At 65.1% G+C, this 14,652-nt stretch carries 12 protein-coding genes; 7 read left to right on the top strand and 5 right to left on the bottom strand.

All coding sequences use genetic code 11. From position 1 onward, the window contains the following. Positions 1–204: 204 nt before the first annotated feature. The 4 genes from secA to QMX96_RS14730 all read left to right on the top strand — a co-directional run bounded on the left by secA (position 205) and on the right by QMX96_RS14730 (position 5,957). Positions 205–2,940 (top strand): preprotein translocase subunit SecA, encoded by a 2,736-nt coding sequence (gene secA, locus QMX96_RS14745; RefSeq protein ID WP_054914834.1) that lies wholly within the window; start codon positions 205–207, stop codon positions 2,938–2,940. Positions 2,941–3,064: 124 nt separating this feature from the next. Then, the gene (gene argJ / locus QMX96_RS14740; RefSeq protein WP_078479527.1) at positions 3,065–4,282 is read left to right on the top strand and encodes a bifunctional glutamate N-acetyltransferase/amino-acid acetyltransferase ArgJ; all 1,218 of its coding nucleotides are present in this window, start codon (positions 3,065–3,067) and stop codon (positions 4,280–4,282) included. A 101-nt stretch (positions 4,283–4,383) separates the two neighbouring features. After that, positions 4,384–5,016 carry a glutathione S-transferase gene (locus QMX96_RS14735; RefSeq protein ID WP_282361974.1) on the top strand — a complete coding sequence of 211 codons (633 nt, stop codon included), beginning with the start codon at positions 4,384–4,386 and terminating at the stop codon, positions 5,014–5,016. Further along, positions 5,013–5,957, top strand: a complete 945-nt coding sequence (locus QMX96_RS14730) for a Nudix family hydrolase (protein ID WP_043862078.1) — start codon at positions 5,013–5,015, stop codon at positions 5,955–5,957. Before QMX96_RS14735 ends, QMX96_RS14730 begins: the two co-directional genes overlap by 4 nt. A gap of 78 nt (positions 5,958–6,035) precedes the next feature. Here QMX96_RS14730 and QMX96_RS14725 read toward each other — a convergent pair whose 3' ends face one another. From QMX96_RS14725 to QMX96_RS14715, 3 genes are read right to left on the bottom strand one after another with little or no spacing between them, the layout of a single operon-like run. Continuing rightward, a complete protein-coding gene (locus QMX96_RS14725; RefSeq protein ID WP_043862079.1) occupies positions 6,036–6,596 on the bottom strand; it encodes a cob(I)yrinic acid a,c-diamide adenosyltransferase in 561 nt (186 codons plus the stop codon). 2 nt (positions 6,597–6,598) lie between these two features. Next, complete coding sequence (locus QMX96_RS14720; protein ID WP_054914831.1) at positions 6,599–8,635, bottom strand: ATP-binding protein; 2,037 nt, start codon at positions 8,633–8,635, stop codon at positions 6,599–6,601. 46 nt (positions 8,636–8,681) lie between these two features. After that, positions 8,682–9,599 (bottom strand): putative 2-dehydropantoate 2-reductase, encoded by a 918-nt coding sequence (locus tag QMX96_RS14715; RefSeq protein ID WP_043862081.1) that lies wholly within the window; start codon positions 9,597–9,599, stop codon positions 8,682–8,684. Positions 9,600–9,715: 116 nt separating this feature from the next. Between QMX96_RS14715 and QMX96_RS14710 the strand changes: the two genes are divergently transcribed. From QMX96_RS14710 to QMX96_RS14700, 3 genes are all read left to right on the top strand, one after another. Next, positions 9,716–10,201 carry a YajQ family cyclic di-GMP-binding protein gene (locus QMX96_RS14710; RefSeq protein ID WP_043862082.1) on the top strand — a complete coding sequence of 162 codons (486 nt, stop codon included), beginning with the start codon at positions 9,716–9,718 and terminating at the stop codon, positions 10,199–10,201. A gap of 117 nt (positions 10,202–10,318) precedes the next feature. Then, the gene (locus QMX96_RS14705) at positions 10,319–11,164 is read left to right on the top strand and encodes a mechanosensitive ion channel family protein (protein ID WP_043862083.1); all 846 of its coding nucleotides are present in this window, start codon (positions 10,319–10,321) and stop codon (positions 11,162–11,164) included. Positions 11,165–11,360: 196 nt separating this feature from the next. Next, positions 11,361–12,605, top strand: coding sequence for an MFS transporter (locus tag QMX96_RS14700; protein WP_116052220.1), 1,245 nt, complete (start codon positions 11,361–11,363; stop codon positions 12,603–12,605). Here the strand turns inward: QMX96_RS14700 and QMX96_RS14695 are convergent. Beyond that, a complete protein-coding gene (locus tag QMX96_RS14695; protein WP_043862085.1) occupies positions 12,602–14,155 on the bottom strand; it encodes an AmpG family muropeptide MFS transporter in 1,554 nt (517 codons plus the stop codon). The genes QMX96_RS14700 and QMX96_RS14695 overlap by 4 nt on opposite strands. A gap of 43 nt (positions 14,156–14,198) precedes the next feature. Next, the gene (locus QMX96_RS14690; protein ID WP_043862086.1) at positions 14,199–14,552 is read right to left on the bottom strand and encodes an MGMT family protein; all 354 of its coding nucleotides are present in this window, start codon (positions 14,550–14,552) and stop codon (positions 14,199–14,201) included. Positions 14,553–14,652 lie beyond the last annotated feature (100 nt).

The following is a 14,652-nucleotide window of genomic DNA, read 5'->3' as shown; positions in this document are numbered from 1 at the left end:
TTCATGTGACGATGGGTTGAAGTTGGCGAAAAAGGCCTTATTGTAAAAAAGCCCCGTCAAAAGCGCTGTGCCAGCATCGTGGAAATCCGCCACTTTCCTCACCATCGTTTCCGGGTAGAATGCTCGTTCGCATGCGGCCATAAGGGCTGCACGGGCGACTCACGGGGCCGCCCTCCATCCCTACGTGTGGAAGATCCTGCCAATATGTTTGCGCCTTTGTTAAAAAAACTTTTTGGAAGCAAGAACGAGCGTGAAGTCAAACGCATGCTCAAGACGGTACAGATCGTCAATGCCTTCGAAGAGCAGATGGTCGCCCTGACGGACGAGCAGTTGCGGGCCAAGACCGCAGCGTTCAAAGAGCGCCTGGCCAAAGGCGAGACCCTTGACCAACTGTTGCCCGAAGCCTTCGCCGTTGCGCGCGAGGCCGGCAAGCGGGTCATGGGCATGCGTCACTTCGATGTACAGCTGATCGGTGGCATGACCTTGCACGAGGGCATGATCGCAGAGATGCGTACCGGTGAAGGCAAGACCCTGGTGGCGACCCTGGGCGTGTACCTCAACGCGCTGTCCGGCAAGGGCGTGCACGTGGTCACGGTCAACGACTACCTGGCCCGCCGCGACGCCAACTGGATGCGCCCTCTGTATGAATACCTGGGCCTCACCGTGGGTGTGGTCACCCCGTTCCAGCCGCCGGAAGAAAAGCGCATCGCCTATGCCGCCGACATCACCTACGGCACCAACAACGAATTCGGTTTCGACTACCTGCGCGACAACATGGCGTTCAGCATGGAAGAGAAATTCCAGCGCGAGCTGAATTTCGCCGTGATCGACGAAGTCGACTCCATCCTGATCGACGAAGCCCGTACCCCGCTGATCATCTCCGGCCAGGCCGAAGACAGCTCCAAGCTGTACATCGAGATCAACAAGCTGATCCCGCAGCTCAAGCAGCACATCGAAGAGGTCGAAGGCCAGGTCACCCAGGAAGGCCACTACAGCATCGACGAGAAGACCCGCCAGGTCGAACTCAACGAAGCCGGCCACCAGTACATCGAAGAGATGCTCACCCAGGTCGGCATGCTGGCTGAGGGCGAGAGCCTCTACTCGGCGCACAACCTGGGCCTGCTGACCCACGTGTATGCCGGCCTGCGTGCCCACAAGCTGTTCCACCGCAACGTCGAGTACATCGTGCAGGACGGCCAGATCCTGCTGATCGACGAGCACACCGGCCGCACCATGCCGGGCCGTCGCCTGTCCGAGGGCCTGCACCAGGCCATCGAGGCCAAGGAAAACCTGAACATCCAGCCCGAGAGCCAGACGCTGGCCTCGACCACGTTCCAGAACTACTTCCGCCTGTACAACAAGCTGTCCGGCATGACCGGTACCGCTGACACCGAAGCGTTCGAATTCGCCCAGATCTACCAGCTCAACGTGATGGTGATCCCGCCGAACAAGCCGCTGGCGCGCAAGGACTTCAACGACCTGGTCTACCTGACCGCCGAAGAGAAGTACACCGCGATCATCGCCGACATCAAGGAGAGCATGGCTTCCGGGCGTCCGGTGCTGGTGGGTACCGCCACCATCGAAACCTCCGAGCACATGTCCAACCTGCTGATCAAGGAAGGCATCGATCACAAGGTCCTGAACGCCAAGTTCCACGAGAAGGAAGCCGAGATCATCGCCCAGGCCGGTCGCCCGGGTGCACTGACCATCGCCACCAACATGGCCGGTCGTGGTACCGACATCCTGCTGGGCGGCAACTGGGAAGTCGAAGTGGCTGCCATGGACAACCCGACGCCCGAGCAGGTTGCCCAGGTCAAGGCCGACTGGCAGAAGCGTCACCAGCAGGTGATCGAGTCCGGTGGTCTGCACGTGATCGCCTCCGAGCGCCACGAATCGCGCCGTATCGACAACCAGCTGCGTGGCCGTTCCGGCCGTCAGGGCGACCCGGGCTCGAGCCGCTTCTACCTGTCGCTGGAAGACAGCCTGATGCGCATCTTCGCCTCCGACCGGGTCAAGAACTTCATGAAGGCCCTGGGCATGCAGTCCGGCGAGGCCATCGAGCACCGCATGGTCACCAACGCCATCGAGAAGGCCCAGCGCAAGGTCGAAGGTCGCAACTTCGACATCCGCAAGCAACTGCTCGAATTCGACGACGTGGCCAACGAGCAGCGTAAGGTCATCTACCACATGCGCAACAGCCTGCTGGCGGCGACCAACATCGGCGACACCATCGCCGAGTTCCGCCAGGAAGTGCTCGATGCCACCGTGGCCCAGCACATCCCGCCACAGTCGCTGCCCGAGCAGTGGGACGTGCCGGGCCTGGAAGCGGCACTGGCCAGCGATTTCGGGGTCAAGCTGCCGATCCAGCAGTGGCTGGACGAAGACGACCACCTGTACGAAGAGACCCTGCGCGAGAAGTTGATGGCCGAGCTGATGGCGGCCTACAACGAGAAGGAAGAGCAGGCCAGCGCCGATGCCCTGCGTACCTTCGAGAAGCAGATCCTGCTGCGTGTGATCGACGACCTGTGGAAAGACCACCTGTCGACCATGGATCACCTGCGCCACGGTATCCACCTGCGTGGCTACGCCCAGAAGAACCCGAAGCAGGAATACAAGCGCGAGTCGTTTGCCCTGTTCCAGGAACTGCTGGACTCGATCAAGCGCGACACCATCCGCGTGCTCTCGCACGTTCAGGTTCGCCGCGAAGACCCGATCGAAGAGGAAGCACGCCTGCGCCGCGAAGCCGAAGAGCTGGCCCAGCGCATGCAGTTCCAGCACGCCGAGGCCCCTGGCCTGGAAGCGGGCGAGCTGCTTGAGGAGGGTGCCGACGTCGCCGTGGCCGCAGCGCCGGTGCGCAACGAGCAGAAGCTGGGCCGCAACGAACCCTGCTGGTGCGGTTCTGGCAAGAAGTTCAAGCAGTGCCACGGCAAGATCGACTGATCGCACCGCCGTTGCCCCCTGCTGATATCTGAACACCGCGCCGCGACGGGCCCAACCGTCGCGGCGTTGTTCCATCTCAAGCGCCGGTATCTCGAGCCGGCGCCTTTTTTCTAGGAGCGCTTTCATGGCTGTCGGTCTTGGTCCTTTGCCAACGTTGCACCCGGTTCCAGGTTTTGAACTCGGTATTGCCTCTGCGGGCATCAAGCGCCCCGGGCGCAAGGACGTTGTGGTAATGCGCTGCGCCGAAGGCTCCAGCGTTGCCGGCGTGTTCACCCTCAATGCGTTCTGCGCTGCCCCGGTGATCCTGGCCAAGCAGCGCGTGCAGGGCAGTGTGCGTTACCTGCTGACCAACACCGGCAACGCCAACGCCGGTACCGGCGCCCCCGGCCTGGCCGCTGCCGAGCGCACCTGCGCCAGGCTGGCCGAGCTGGCGGGTGTCGACGCCGACGCGGTGCTGCCGTTCTCCACCGGTGTGATCGGTGAGCCACTGCCGGTCGAGAAGATCGAAGGCGCGCTGCAGGCCGCCCTGGACGACCTGTCGGAAAACAACTGGGCCGAGGCCGCCACCGGCATCATGACCACCGACACCCTGCCCAAGGGTGCCAGCCGCCAGTTCCAGCATGACGGCGTGACCATCACCGTGACCGGCATCAGCAAGGGCGCCGGGATGATCCGCCCGAACATGGCGACCATGCTCGGCTACATCGCCACCGACGCCAAGGTGGCGCCGGCCGTGCTCAAGGACCTGCTGCTGGACGGCGCCAACAAGTCGTTCAACCGCATCACCATCGACGGCGATACCTCGACCAACGATTGCTGCATGCTGATCGCCACCGGCAAGGCCGACGTGGCTGAAGTGACCGAAGCCCGCGGCCCGCTGTTCGACGCGTTGAAAAAGGCGGTGTTCGAGGTGTGCATGGAAGTGGCCCAGGCCATCGTGCGTGACGGTGAAGGCGCGACCAAGTTCGTGACCGTTCAGGTCAACGGTGGTGGAAATCATCAGGAATGCCTGGACGTCGGCTATGCCGTGGCGCATTCGCCGCTGATCAAGACCGCGCTGTTCGCCTCCGACCCGAACTGGGGCCGGATCCTGGCAGCTGTGGGCCGTGCTGGCGTGCCGAACCTGGACGTGAGCCTGATCGACGTGTACCTGGACGATGTGTGCATCGCCAGCAAAGGCGGCCGCAACGCCACCTACACCGAGGCCCAGGGCTCGGCCGTGATGGCCCAGGAAGAGATCACCATCCGCATCGACTTGGGGCGTGGCGACTGCAGCGAGACGATCTGGACCACCGACCTGTCCCATGAGTATGTGAAGATCAACGCCGAATACCGTACCTGACCGTATTGCGGGTCAAGCCCGCTCCCTCAAGGATTGCAGTAACCCTGTGGGAGCGGGCTTGACCCGCAATAGGCCCCCGCACATCCCGATGGAGCCCACCCATGAGCTACCAACTGATCATCGGCGACAAGCTGTATTCCTCCTGGTCGCTGCGCGCCGCCCTGGCCCTCGAACTGGCCAGGGTGCCCTACACCGAACTGCTGGTCACCCTCAACCAGCCCGATACCCGCCAGCGCATCCTGGCGCACTCCGCCACCGGCAAGGTGCCCCTGCTCAAGTCCGAACACGGCACCATCGCCGATTCGCTGGCAATCGCCGAGTACCTGGCCGAGCGCCACCCTGAAGCCAACCTGTGGCCCAGCGACATCGCTGCCCGGGCCCAGGCGCGTTCGGCCTGCGCGCAGATGCACAGTGGCTTCTTCGCCCTGCGCAGCACCATGCCGATGAACCTGGACCACGATCAGGCCCTTGAGAGCATTCCACTCGAGGTGCAGATCGACATCGACCGCATCGTCGCGCTGTGGTCCGAGTGCCGCCTGGTGGCCAAGACCCCGGGCCCGTACCTGTTCGGCGAACTGAGCCTGGCCGACGCCTTCTTCGCCCCGGTGGCGGTGCGCCTGCGCAGCTACCGTGTCGAACTGCCAGCGGCAGCCGCCGCCTACGTCGAGGCCATCTACCAGTGGCCGGCCTTCCAGGCCTGGCAGCAGGCTGCGCTGGCGGAGCGTGCGTCGTGAAGCGGGTGCATGTTGCCGCTGCGGTGATCCGTGGCACCGACGGGCGCATCCTGATTGCGCGCCGTGCCGACAGCCAGCATCAGGGCGGCCTGTGGGAGTTTCCCGGCGGCAAGGTGGAGGCGGGGGAGGCGGTCGAGATCGCCCTGGCCCGCGAGCTGCACGAGGAACTGGGCATCGTCGTGACTCGTGCACGGCCCTTGATCAAGGTGCGTCACGACTACCCCGACAAGCAGGTGCTGCTGGACGTTTGGGAGGTCGACGGCTTTACCGGCGAGCCCCATGGCGCCGAAGGCCAGCCACTGGCCTGGGTGTCGCCACGCGAACTGCCGCAATACGACTTCCCTGAAGCCAACCAGCCCATCGTGGCGGCCGCGCGGTTGCCTGGCCACTACCTGATCACCCCGGGCGAACTGGAAGCCCCGCAGTTGCTGCGCGGCATCCAGAAGGCGATTGCCGGCGGGATCAAGCTGGTGCAGTTGCGTGCGCCCAACGGCTACGACCCCAAGTACCGCGATGTGGCGGTGGATGCGGTGGGGCTGTGTGCCGGCAAGGCGCAGTTGATGCTCAAGGGGCCGCTGGAGTGGCTGGGCGATTTCCCGGCGGCAGGGTGGCACCTTACGGCCGAGCAGTTGCGCAAATATGCGCCCAAGGGCCGACCGTTCCCCAGGGAGCGCTGGCTGGCCGCGTCTTGTCACAACGCCGAAGAACTGGCGCTGGCCGAGCAGATGGGGGTGGATTTCGTCACCCTGTCGCCGGTGCAGGCGACCCAGACGCATCCCGAGGCGGTACCGTTGGGCTGGGAGCAGGCCAGCGAGCTGATCGAAGGCTTCAACCGGCCGGTGTATGTGCTGGGTGGCGTGGGGCCGGCTGATTGCGAGCGGGCCTGGCAGTTCGGCGCCCAAGGCGTGGCCGGAATTCGGGCGTTCTGGCCTGAGGCCTGAGTGAAGCCTCGCCGGCAAGGCCGGCTCCTACAGACGGCGCTGACCTTTGTAGGAGCCGGCCTTGCCGGCGAAGCGGCGTCATGGCCTGGCCGCAGCCTGCCACAACACCTCCGCCACCCCCTGGCGCCGCGCAATCACCCGCGCCGCCACGAACAGCAAGTCCGACAGCCGATTGATGTACGCCAGCCCTACCCCCGCCAGCGGCTCTGCCGCATTCAACTGCTGACACCGCCGCTCCGCACTGCGGGCCAGGCTGCGGCATACATGCGCCTGGGCAATCAGCGCCGAACCGCCCGGCAGAATGAAGTTCTCCAGAGGCCCCAGCTCTTCGTTCCAGTGGTCGATCGCCGCTTCCAGGCGCTGTACCTCGGCCTCGTTCAAGGCCTGGTAACTGGGCATCGCCAGCTCACCACCCAGGTCGAATAGCCGATGCTGACACGGCGCCAGCACTTCGACCACCTCGTCCAGGTGTTGCTCGGCCAGGCCTGCCAGCAACACACCCAGCTGGCTGTTTAGCGTGTCCACCTCGCCGATGGCCTCGATGCGCGGATGGTCCTTGGCGACGCGACGGCCGTCGCCCAGGCCGGTTTCGCCCTTGTCGCCGGTGCGGGTGTAAATCTTCGACAAGCGAAAACCCATGCTCATGACTCCATCGTTGGCGGGCCGGGGGGTGGCATCGGCAGGTTGCTCAGCGGCAGGCGCAAGGTGAAGCACGTGCCCTGACCCGGCGCCGACTGCACCTCCATCTGGCCCTTGTGGTTGTTGGTGATGATGAAATACGACACCGACAGGCCCAGGCCAGTGCCCTGGCCGATTTCCTTGGTGGTGAAGAACGGCTCGAAGGTGCGCTTGCGCACCGCCTCGGGCATGCCCACGCCGTTGTCTTCGACCTGGATCTCGGCCCACGGCGGGTTGAGCCGAGTACGCAGGATGATACGCCCCGGTTCGCTGTCGTCTTCGCGCTGGTGAATCGCCTGGGCGGCGTTCTTGAGCAGGTTGAGCAGCACCTGTTCCAGCTCGTTGGCGGTGCCGGGCACCGGGCCCAGGGCCGGGTCGAACTGGCGCACGATGGCCTGGCCCTTGAAGTCGAAGCCTTCGGTCAGGTCGAAGTCGTTGCCGGCGATCTCCACCGCCTGGTCGATCAGTGCCGGCAGGTCGCACGGTGCCATCTGGCGGTTGCTGCGGCGGCTGAAGCTGAGCATGTGGGTGACGATCTTGGCCGCCCGTGCGCCGGCCTGCTGGATGCCATCGAGCAACTGGGGTACCTGGCGGTTTTCCAGGTACTGGTTGACCGTACCCAGGTCGATGCCGGTTTCGCTGGCCTGCTCCAGGTTCTTCGGCAGGTCGGGGGACAGGCGTCGACGGATGTTCTGCACGTTGTGCAGGATCGCCCCCAGCGGGTTGTTGATCTCGTGGGCCATGCCAGCAGCCAGGCCACCGACCGAAAGCATCTTCTCCGACTGCACCATCATCTCTTCGAGCGACAGGCGCTGGGTGATGTCGTCGATGCGAATCACCACGCCGCGCCCGCCACCGCCCATCAGCGGGTAGAAGGTCAGGGCATAGTGGCGCGCATCGTCGCCCCTGGTCCAGGTGACCCGCTCGATCTTGGCCACGCGGTGCTTCTCGACGCTTTCCTTGAGCTGCGGCAGGAACGGCTTGAGCGGCTCGAACGCAAGGAAGATCGGCTGGTTCAGCGCCTCGTCCAGCGGCGTGCCGGAAAGCGCGCTGGCCTCCTGGTTCCACTGGGTCACGTAGAGCTGTTCGTCCAGGGCGATCAGTGCCGAGGGCATGGAGTCGATGATGCTGTTGAGGTAGTTCTGAAAGCCGGTGAGCTTGCGCTCGATCTTGCTGCGCACCTGTACTTCGAGTTCCAGTTTGCGGTTGGTGTGACGGGTTTCCTCGGCCAGGCCCTGGGCCTGGTCATAGGCGGTCTGGAATTCATCGCGGGCGCGCTTGAGTTGCTGTTCGCGGGCTTCGATGCGCGACAGCATGGTGTTGAACGCCTCGGCCAGGCTGCCGATTTCGTCGCGGTTGCCGGGGCGCGCGCGCAGGGCATAGTTCTCTTCGCGGGTCACCTGGCGCGAGAGCTGTTCGAGCTGGTAGATCGGCTGGGTGATCAGGCGCTTGATCTGCCGCGCAATCAGCATCCATAGCAGGATGCTGAACACCAGGATGCCCAGGCTGGCGGTCAGTGTGCCGGTATAGAAGGCCATCGGCAGCTCGCTGCTGGCCACCAGCAGCAGATGCCCGGGCGGGTTGCCGGGGCGCGGCAGGGTTACCAGCTGGGTGCTGCGAAACTCGGTCAGGCGCCAGCTCTCGATGTTGCGGTAGCGCTTGGGCACTGCCAGGGGTTCGCCGTGCTGCAACTGCGCCAGCAGCTTGCCGTCGCTGCCATACAGCGCGGCGGCGCGCAGCGGGGTGTAGCTGTCCAGTTCCTTGAGCAGGTCGTTGGCCGCCTCTGGCGAGTCGGCGGCGCGCTGTGCCAGCTCCGGGTGCGATACCAGGCGGCCGATGGTCTGCAGGGCCTGGGGCGCCATGGCCTCCTGGGAGATCCAGTAGGCGGCGCTGATGAAGGTCAGGTTGGCCACCAGCAGAATGGTGATCAGCAGCACCAGCAGGGCGGCCAGCAGCTTCTGGCCGACCGGCAGGTTTTCCAGGCGTTCGCGCAAGGGCATGGTGACGGCGTGATCCTGTGGGTGGAGGGGCAGGGTAGCGTTGCCCTCAGTCGCTGGGCAACCCGCGTGCGTTCAGGTGTTCGACCAGGCGCCGGTGCAGCCGTTCAAGGTGCGCCAGATGGCGGCCGTGGCGGGCGGCAACGCGGCAGGCGTGGCCGAGCAGGTAGTGGATCTCGGTGCGTCGGCCCTGGCGCACGTCCTGGTACATGGAAGAGTAGTTCGCCGCCGTGGCCTGGATGACCCGTTCGACCTCGACCTGCAGGTCGGTGGCGGCTTCGGGCTGGCCGCAGTGCTGCAGCAGCTCGGCCAGCTCCGCGCACAGCGTGGCCACCTCGCAGTGATGCTCGGCCAGGCCGCCGTTGCGGCACGCATGCAGCACGGTCAGTGGGTTGATGGCGCAGTTGAGCGCCAGCTTGCGCCATAGCCGGGTGAGGATGTCCGGGGTCCACTGGTGCGGGATGCCGGCGTCGGTCAGGTCGTCGAGCCAATCGGGCGGCAGCGGGTTGGCCGGGTCGCCCAGCCAGTTGAAGCCATGCCCGGCAAAGTTCACCTGCCAGTCGGCTTCGCGAAACGCGCCCTCGGTGCTGGAGGCGAAGATGCAGCGTGCGTGGGGGACCTGGCTGGCGACTTCGTCCTGGCTGCCCAGGCCGTTCTGCAGCAGCACCAGCTCGGCATTGCGCGCCAGTCGCGGCGCCAGCTGCGCCACTGCTGCGGGCGCGTCGTAGGCCTTGCAGGCCACCAGCAGCCGGTGGATAGGCGTGCCTGCATCGGCGGTTTCGGCGGGGATCGCGTGGCGCTGCGCCTGGCCGTTGTGTACCAGGCTCAGGCCGCCCGCCGCCTCGTAGGCGTGCAGGCGCGCAGGGTCGCGCAGGATCAGGCGGACCGCCTTGCCGGCCTGAGCCAGGCGGCAGGCCCAGAGGCTGCCCAGGCTGCCGGCGCCGAGAATATGCCAGGTGCTGCTCATCTGCGTTTCGCAACCGTTATAATGAACCCGCATTTTAACCGTCAAACCCGGCACGCTCCATCATGCTCTGCGACCAGGGGCCCATGAGCGTGCGTTTATTTTTTTGGAGAATGGATATGCCGTCGTTCGACGTGGTATCGGAACTGGACAAGCACGAAGTCACCAACGCCGTGGAAAACGCGGTCAAGGAGCTCGACCGCCGCTACGACCTCAAGGGCAAGGGCAGCTTCGAGTTCAAGGAAAAGGAACTGACCGTCAACCTCACCGCCGAGGCCGAGTTCCAGCTCGAGGCGATGATCGACATCCTCAAGCTGGCGCTGGTCAAGCGCAAGATCGACGTGCAGTGCCTGGAGGTCAAGGATGCCTTCGCATCGGGCAAGGTGATGAAGCAGGAAGCGACGCTGAAGGAAGGCATCGACAAGGAACTGGCCAAGAAGATCGTCGCCCACATCAAGGACGCCAAGCTCAAGGTCCAGGCCGCCATCCAGGGCGAGCAGGTACGTGTCACCGGCAAGAAACGCGACGACCTGCAGGAAGCCATCGCGGCCCTGCGTGCCAAGGAGTTCGGCATGCCGCTGCAGTTCAACAACTTCCGCGACTGATCCCCGTGCACCCGGAACCTTGGCGCCGTTTCGGCGTCCGAGGTTTCTGCGGCCGCTGAAACGATTGCGGCGCCACGCTTTCCCCGTTTTTTGCCGCCCGGCATCAGGAGACAACCTATGGATTTGAACGCTGAAGTGGATCAGCTGGTCAGGACTTCGCAGACCTGGATCCCGATGATCATGGAATACGGCAGTCGCCTGTTGCTGGCGCTGCTGACCCTGGCCATCGGCTGGTGGGTGATCAACAAGGTCACCTACCGCCTGGGCAAGCTGCTGGCCCTGCGCAACGCCGACCTGGCGCTGCAAGGCTTCATCAGCAGCCTGGCGAACATCATTCTGAAGATCCTGCTGGTGGTCAGCGTGGCCTCGATGATCGGCATCGAGACCACCTCGTTCGTGGCCGCCATCGGTGCCGCCGGCCTGGCCATCGGCCTGGCCTTGCAGGGCAGCCTGGCGAACTTCGCCGGCGGGGTGCTGATCCTGCTGTTCCGTCCGTTCCGCCTGGGCGACTGGATCGAGGCCCAGGGGGTCAGCGGTACCGTGGACAGCATCCAGATCTTCCACACGGTGCTGCGTACCGGTGACAACAAGACGGTGATCCTGCCCAACGGCAGCCTGTCCAACGGCATCATCACCAACACCAACCGCCAGCCGACCCGCAAGGTGGTGTTCGATGTGGGCGTGGACTACGAGGCCGACCTGCAGGTAGCGCGCAAGGTGCTGCTGGACCTGGCCAATGACCCGCGGGTGCTGCAGGAACCGGGCGCGCCCCAGGCGGTGATTTCGGCACTGGGCGACAGCTCGATCACCGTGTCGCTGCGAGCCTGGGTGAAGACGGCTGACTACTGGGACGTGATGTTCATGCTCAACGAGCATGCGCGCGACCGGTTGAAGGCCGAGGGCATCGACATCCCGTTTCCGCAGCGGGTAATCCGTGTGGTGCAGGAAGCGGCCGTGCAGTAACAACGCCTCGAGCTCATCGCGGGTCAAGCCCGCTCCCACAGGTACATCATGTGTCTGGAGACAGTGATGAGCGCGTGGGAGCGCGGCTTGCCCCGCGATGCGGGTGTACCGATTACACTTGTTCACTTCTTGTTACTGTCCGACCTTTGCCTTTTCTGGCATACAGGCTGGCTGATTTTCCCTGCCAGGCCTTGCCATGCTTACCCCGCTGATAAACATCACCCCGTTCCGGGCATTCTGTTTCGCCATGACCCTGGCGTTGTTCGAATTGCTGACCTACCTGGCCAGCGACGTGGTGATGCCTGCCATGCCCACGGTGGTGGGCGACCTGAATGCCAGCCCCGAATTCATCCCCCATGCGCTGAACCTCTACCTGCTTGGCGGTGTGCTGCTGCAGTGGCTGATCGGCCCGCTGGCCGACCGCTACGGGCGGCGTCCGCTGCTGCTGTGGGGGTGCGCCGTCTTCTGCCTGGCCTGCCTGGCCACCTACTGGGTCGAGGGCATCGAGCTGTTCAACCTGCTGCGCCTGTTACAGGGTATCGGCCTGGGCTTTGTGGTCACGGTCAGCTACCCGGCCCTGAACGAAGCCTTCAGCGAGGCGGATGCGGTGCGCATGATGGCCCTGCTGGCCAACATCGCGCTGCTTTCGCCGCTGCTCGGCCCACTGGTAGGCACCGTGCTGCTGGAATGGGTCTCGTGGCGCTGGCTGTTCGTACTGTTCGCAGGGTTCGCCGTGCTGACCTGGTGCGCGCTGTACCGCTTCATGCCTGAAACCCTGGGGGTGGAGCGGCGCGACGGTACGCGCCTGGCCTTCCAGCCCATCCACCTGCTGCCCTTGCTGGCCGGTTACGGGCAACTGCTGGGCAACCGCCGCTTCGTTGCCGGCAGCGCTGCCCTGGGCCTGGTGGGCCTGCCGCTGATCGGCTGGATCGGTCTGTCGCCGGTGCTGCTGATTCATGACGAGGGCTTGAGCACCCTGGACTATGCACTGTGGCAATTGCCGGTGTTCGGTGGCCTGATTGCGGGCAACCTGATCATCAATCGCATTGCCGAGCGCTACAGCCTGCGCGCGCTGATCCGCAAGGCCCTGTGGCCGTATCTGATCGGCCTGGGCGCGGCCATGCTGGGCACCTGGCTGTACCCTTCGGTGTTCAGCCTGGTGGCGGGCATGTCGCTGTACGCACTGGGCCTGGGCATCGCCAACGCGGTGCTGTACCGCATGACGCTGTTCTCCAGCGAGCAGAGCAAGGGCCTGGTGTCGGCGATGCTGGGCATGATCACCATCGCCTTGCTGGGCCTGGGCGGCGCCTTGCTGGCGATGCTGGGGGCAGGGGCGAGCCTGTTGAGCTTCGCCCTGGCGGCAGGTTGCGCCGGGTTGCTGGCGCTGTGGCCGTTGCGCACGGTGCTGCAGGACGACGCCGAACTGGCGTCGCTGGCCTAGGCTCCGGGGCGCTCGGTGGTCTCGGGCTCCACGGGGGCCAGCTTGCCGCGCCGCAGTTCCTGGTGCCAGTGCAAGGCGATCAGGATCAGCGTTGGCACCCCGAGCATCGCGGTGATCAGGAAGAAGTCGTGATAGCCGTACTTCTCGACCATCACGCCTGAGTAGCCACCGATCAGGCGCGGCAACAGCAGCATGATCGAGCTGAGCAGGGCGTACTGGGTGGCCGAGAACTTCAGGTTGGTCAGGCTCGACAGGTAGGCCACGAAGGCCGAGGTCGCCAGACCCGAGCTGAAGTTGTCGAGCGAGATGGTCACCACCAGCATCTGCAGGTTCGGCCCCATGTCGGCGAGCATCAGGAACAGCAGGTTGGTCGCCGCAGAGGTCACACCGCCGATGAACAGGATCGGCAGGATGCCGAAGCGCACGATCAGCAGGCCGCCCATGCCGGCCCCGAACAGGGTCATGAACAGGCCGAAGATCTTGCTGACGCTGGCGATCTGGTCCTTGGTGAAGCCCTGGTCGATGTAGAACACGTTGGCCATCACGCCCATCACCGTGTCCGACATGCGGTAGGTGGCGATCAGCCCCAGCAGCAGCAGCGCCTGCCAGCGGTAGCGCACGATGAAGTCGTTGACCGGGGTCAGCACCGGGGCCAGCCCGCGTCGCCCCATGGACGACAGGCACAGCGTGGTGAGGGTGATATAGAGGATCGCGCGCAGGAAGGCGCGGTCTTCAAGCAGCAGGTCGAGCAGGCTGGCGCCTTCGAACAGCACGCTGGCGAAATCGGTGTTGTACAGCTGGGTGAACATCGCCGGTACCGACACCAGCAGAATGATCAGCACGAAGACCGAGGCCAGCTGGTGGCCGAAGCCGTAGCGCGCCGCCGACAGCTGGGTACGCAGGGGTACGGGCGGCTCGCGCATCAGCAGGCTGGTGATCAGGGCGGGCACCATCAGCACGCCGAACAGCACATAGGTGCCGGTCCAGGCGCTGTGCTTGTAGCTGAAGCCGGTGGAGCCGAACCCTTCGGCAAAGAACAGCGCGCCCGCAGTGGCCAGCAGGGCGGCGACCCGGTAGCCGGCCATGTAGCTGGCGGCCAGGGCGGCCTGGCGCTGGTCGCCGGCGATCTCGAGGCGGTAGGCATCCACGGCGATGTCCTGGGTGGCCGAGGCAAAGGCCACCAGCACCGCCAGCGCGATCAGCCACGACAGGTGCTTCTGCGGGTCGCAAAAGCCCATGCCGACCAGGCCGATGACCACCAGGATCTGTGACAGCACCAGCCAGGAACGGCGTCGGCCAAGCTTGCCCAGCAATGGCAGGCGCCATTGGTCCAGCAGTGGCGACCATACCCACTTGAAGGCGTAGGCCAGGCCGATCAGGCTGGCATAACCGATGGTTTCACGGGCAACCCCGGCTTCGCGCAGCCATACCGACAGGGTCGAGAACACCAACATATAGGGCAGGCCGGCGGCAAAGCCGAGCAGCAACAGCACCAGGGTCGACGGGCTGGCATAGGCAGCGAGCGCAGCGCGCCAGGTTTTACGGGGCATGGGCCAACATCTGCCTCAAGTTTGCGAAAACAAAGCGCGCACTCTAACCGCTGTGCTCCATCGGGCGCCAGCCATGGCGCAACATATCCACACGATTGTTCCGGACGGTCACCCCTTCGGCCCGCAGGCGGGCCCGCTGCTCATCCCCGGAGGGCGTGCCAAGGGCCAGGCTCAGGCGTCCGCCGGCGCCCAGCACGCGGTGCCAGGGCAGGCGAGTGTCGCTCGGCAACTGGCTGAGGGTGCGCCCCACCCAACGCGCCGCGCGGCCCAGGCCGGCGATGGCCGCCAGTTCACCATAGCTGACCACCTTGCCTGGCGGCAGTTGGCCCAGCACCAGGTAGAGCGCCGTCCGTCGGTCTTCTGCGCGCTGCTGCGCGTCGGTCAAGGCCGCGCTCATCGGGGCGTTGCGGGGCAGTGAAGGGGGCAGGGCGCACAAATACGAATTGAACTCATCGGCATTGGCTGGGTCAGTCCTTGTTCTGCTGGCGGGTATCTGG

Source organism: Pseudomonas sp. PS01300 (assembly GCF_029960155.1).
GTDB lineage: Bacteria > Pseudomonadota > Gammaproteobacteria > Pseudomonadales > Pseudomonadaceae > Aquipseudomonas > Aquipseudomonas palmensis.
The sequence above is the reverse complement of the archived record's forward strand: the minus strand, read 5'-3'. Positions and strand labels throughout refer to the sequence as shown.

Bases quoted from the DNA above. Each gene is read 5' to 3' on its own strand.
- secA (WP_054914834.1), top strand. From the start codon at position 205: ATGTTTGCGCCTTTGTTAAAAAAACTTTTTGGAAGCAAGAACGAGCGT.
- argJ (WP_078479527.1), top strand. From the start codon at position 3,065: ATGGCTGTCGGTCTTGGTCCTTTGCCAACGTTGCACCCGGTTCCAGGT.
- QMX96_RS14735 (WP_282361974.1), top strand. From the start codon at position 4,384: ATGAGCTACCAACTGATCATCGGCGACAAGCTGTATTCCTCCTGGTCG.
- QMX96_RS14725 (WP_043862079.1), bottom strand. From the start codon at position 6,596: ATGGGTTTTCGCTTGTCGAAGATTTACACCCGCACCGGCGACAAGGGC.
- QMX96_RS14720 (WP_054914831.1), bottom strand. From the start codon at position 8,635: ATGCCCTTGCGCGAACGCCTGGAAAACCTGCCGGTCGGCCAGAAGCTG.
- QMX96_RS14715 (WP_043862081.1), bottom strand. From the start codon at position 9,599: ATGAGCAGCACCTGGCATATTCTCGGCGCCGGCAGCCTGGGCAGCCTC.
- QMX96_RS14710 (WP_043862082.1), top strand. From the start codon at position 9,716: ATGCCGTCGTTCGACGTGGTATCGGAACTGGACAAGCACGAAGTCACC.
- QMX96_RS14705 (WP_043862083.1), top strand. From the start codon at position 10,319: ATGGATTTGAACGCTGAAGTGGATCAGCTGGTCAGGACTTCGCAGACC.
- QMX96_RS14700 (WP_116052220.1), top strand. From the start codon at position 11,361: ATGCTTACCCCGCTGATAAACATCACCCCGTTCCGGGCATTCTGTTTC.
- QMX96_RS14695 (WP_043862085.1), bottom strand. From the start codon at position 14,155: ATGCCCCGTAAAACCTGGCGCGCTGCGCTCGCTGCCTATGCCAGCCCG.
- QMX96_RS14690 (WP_043862086.1), bottom strand. From the start codon at position 14,552: ATGAGCGCGGCCTTGACCGACGCGCAGCAGCGCGCAGAAGACCGACGG.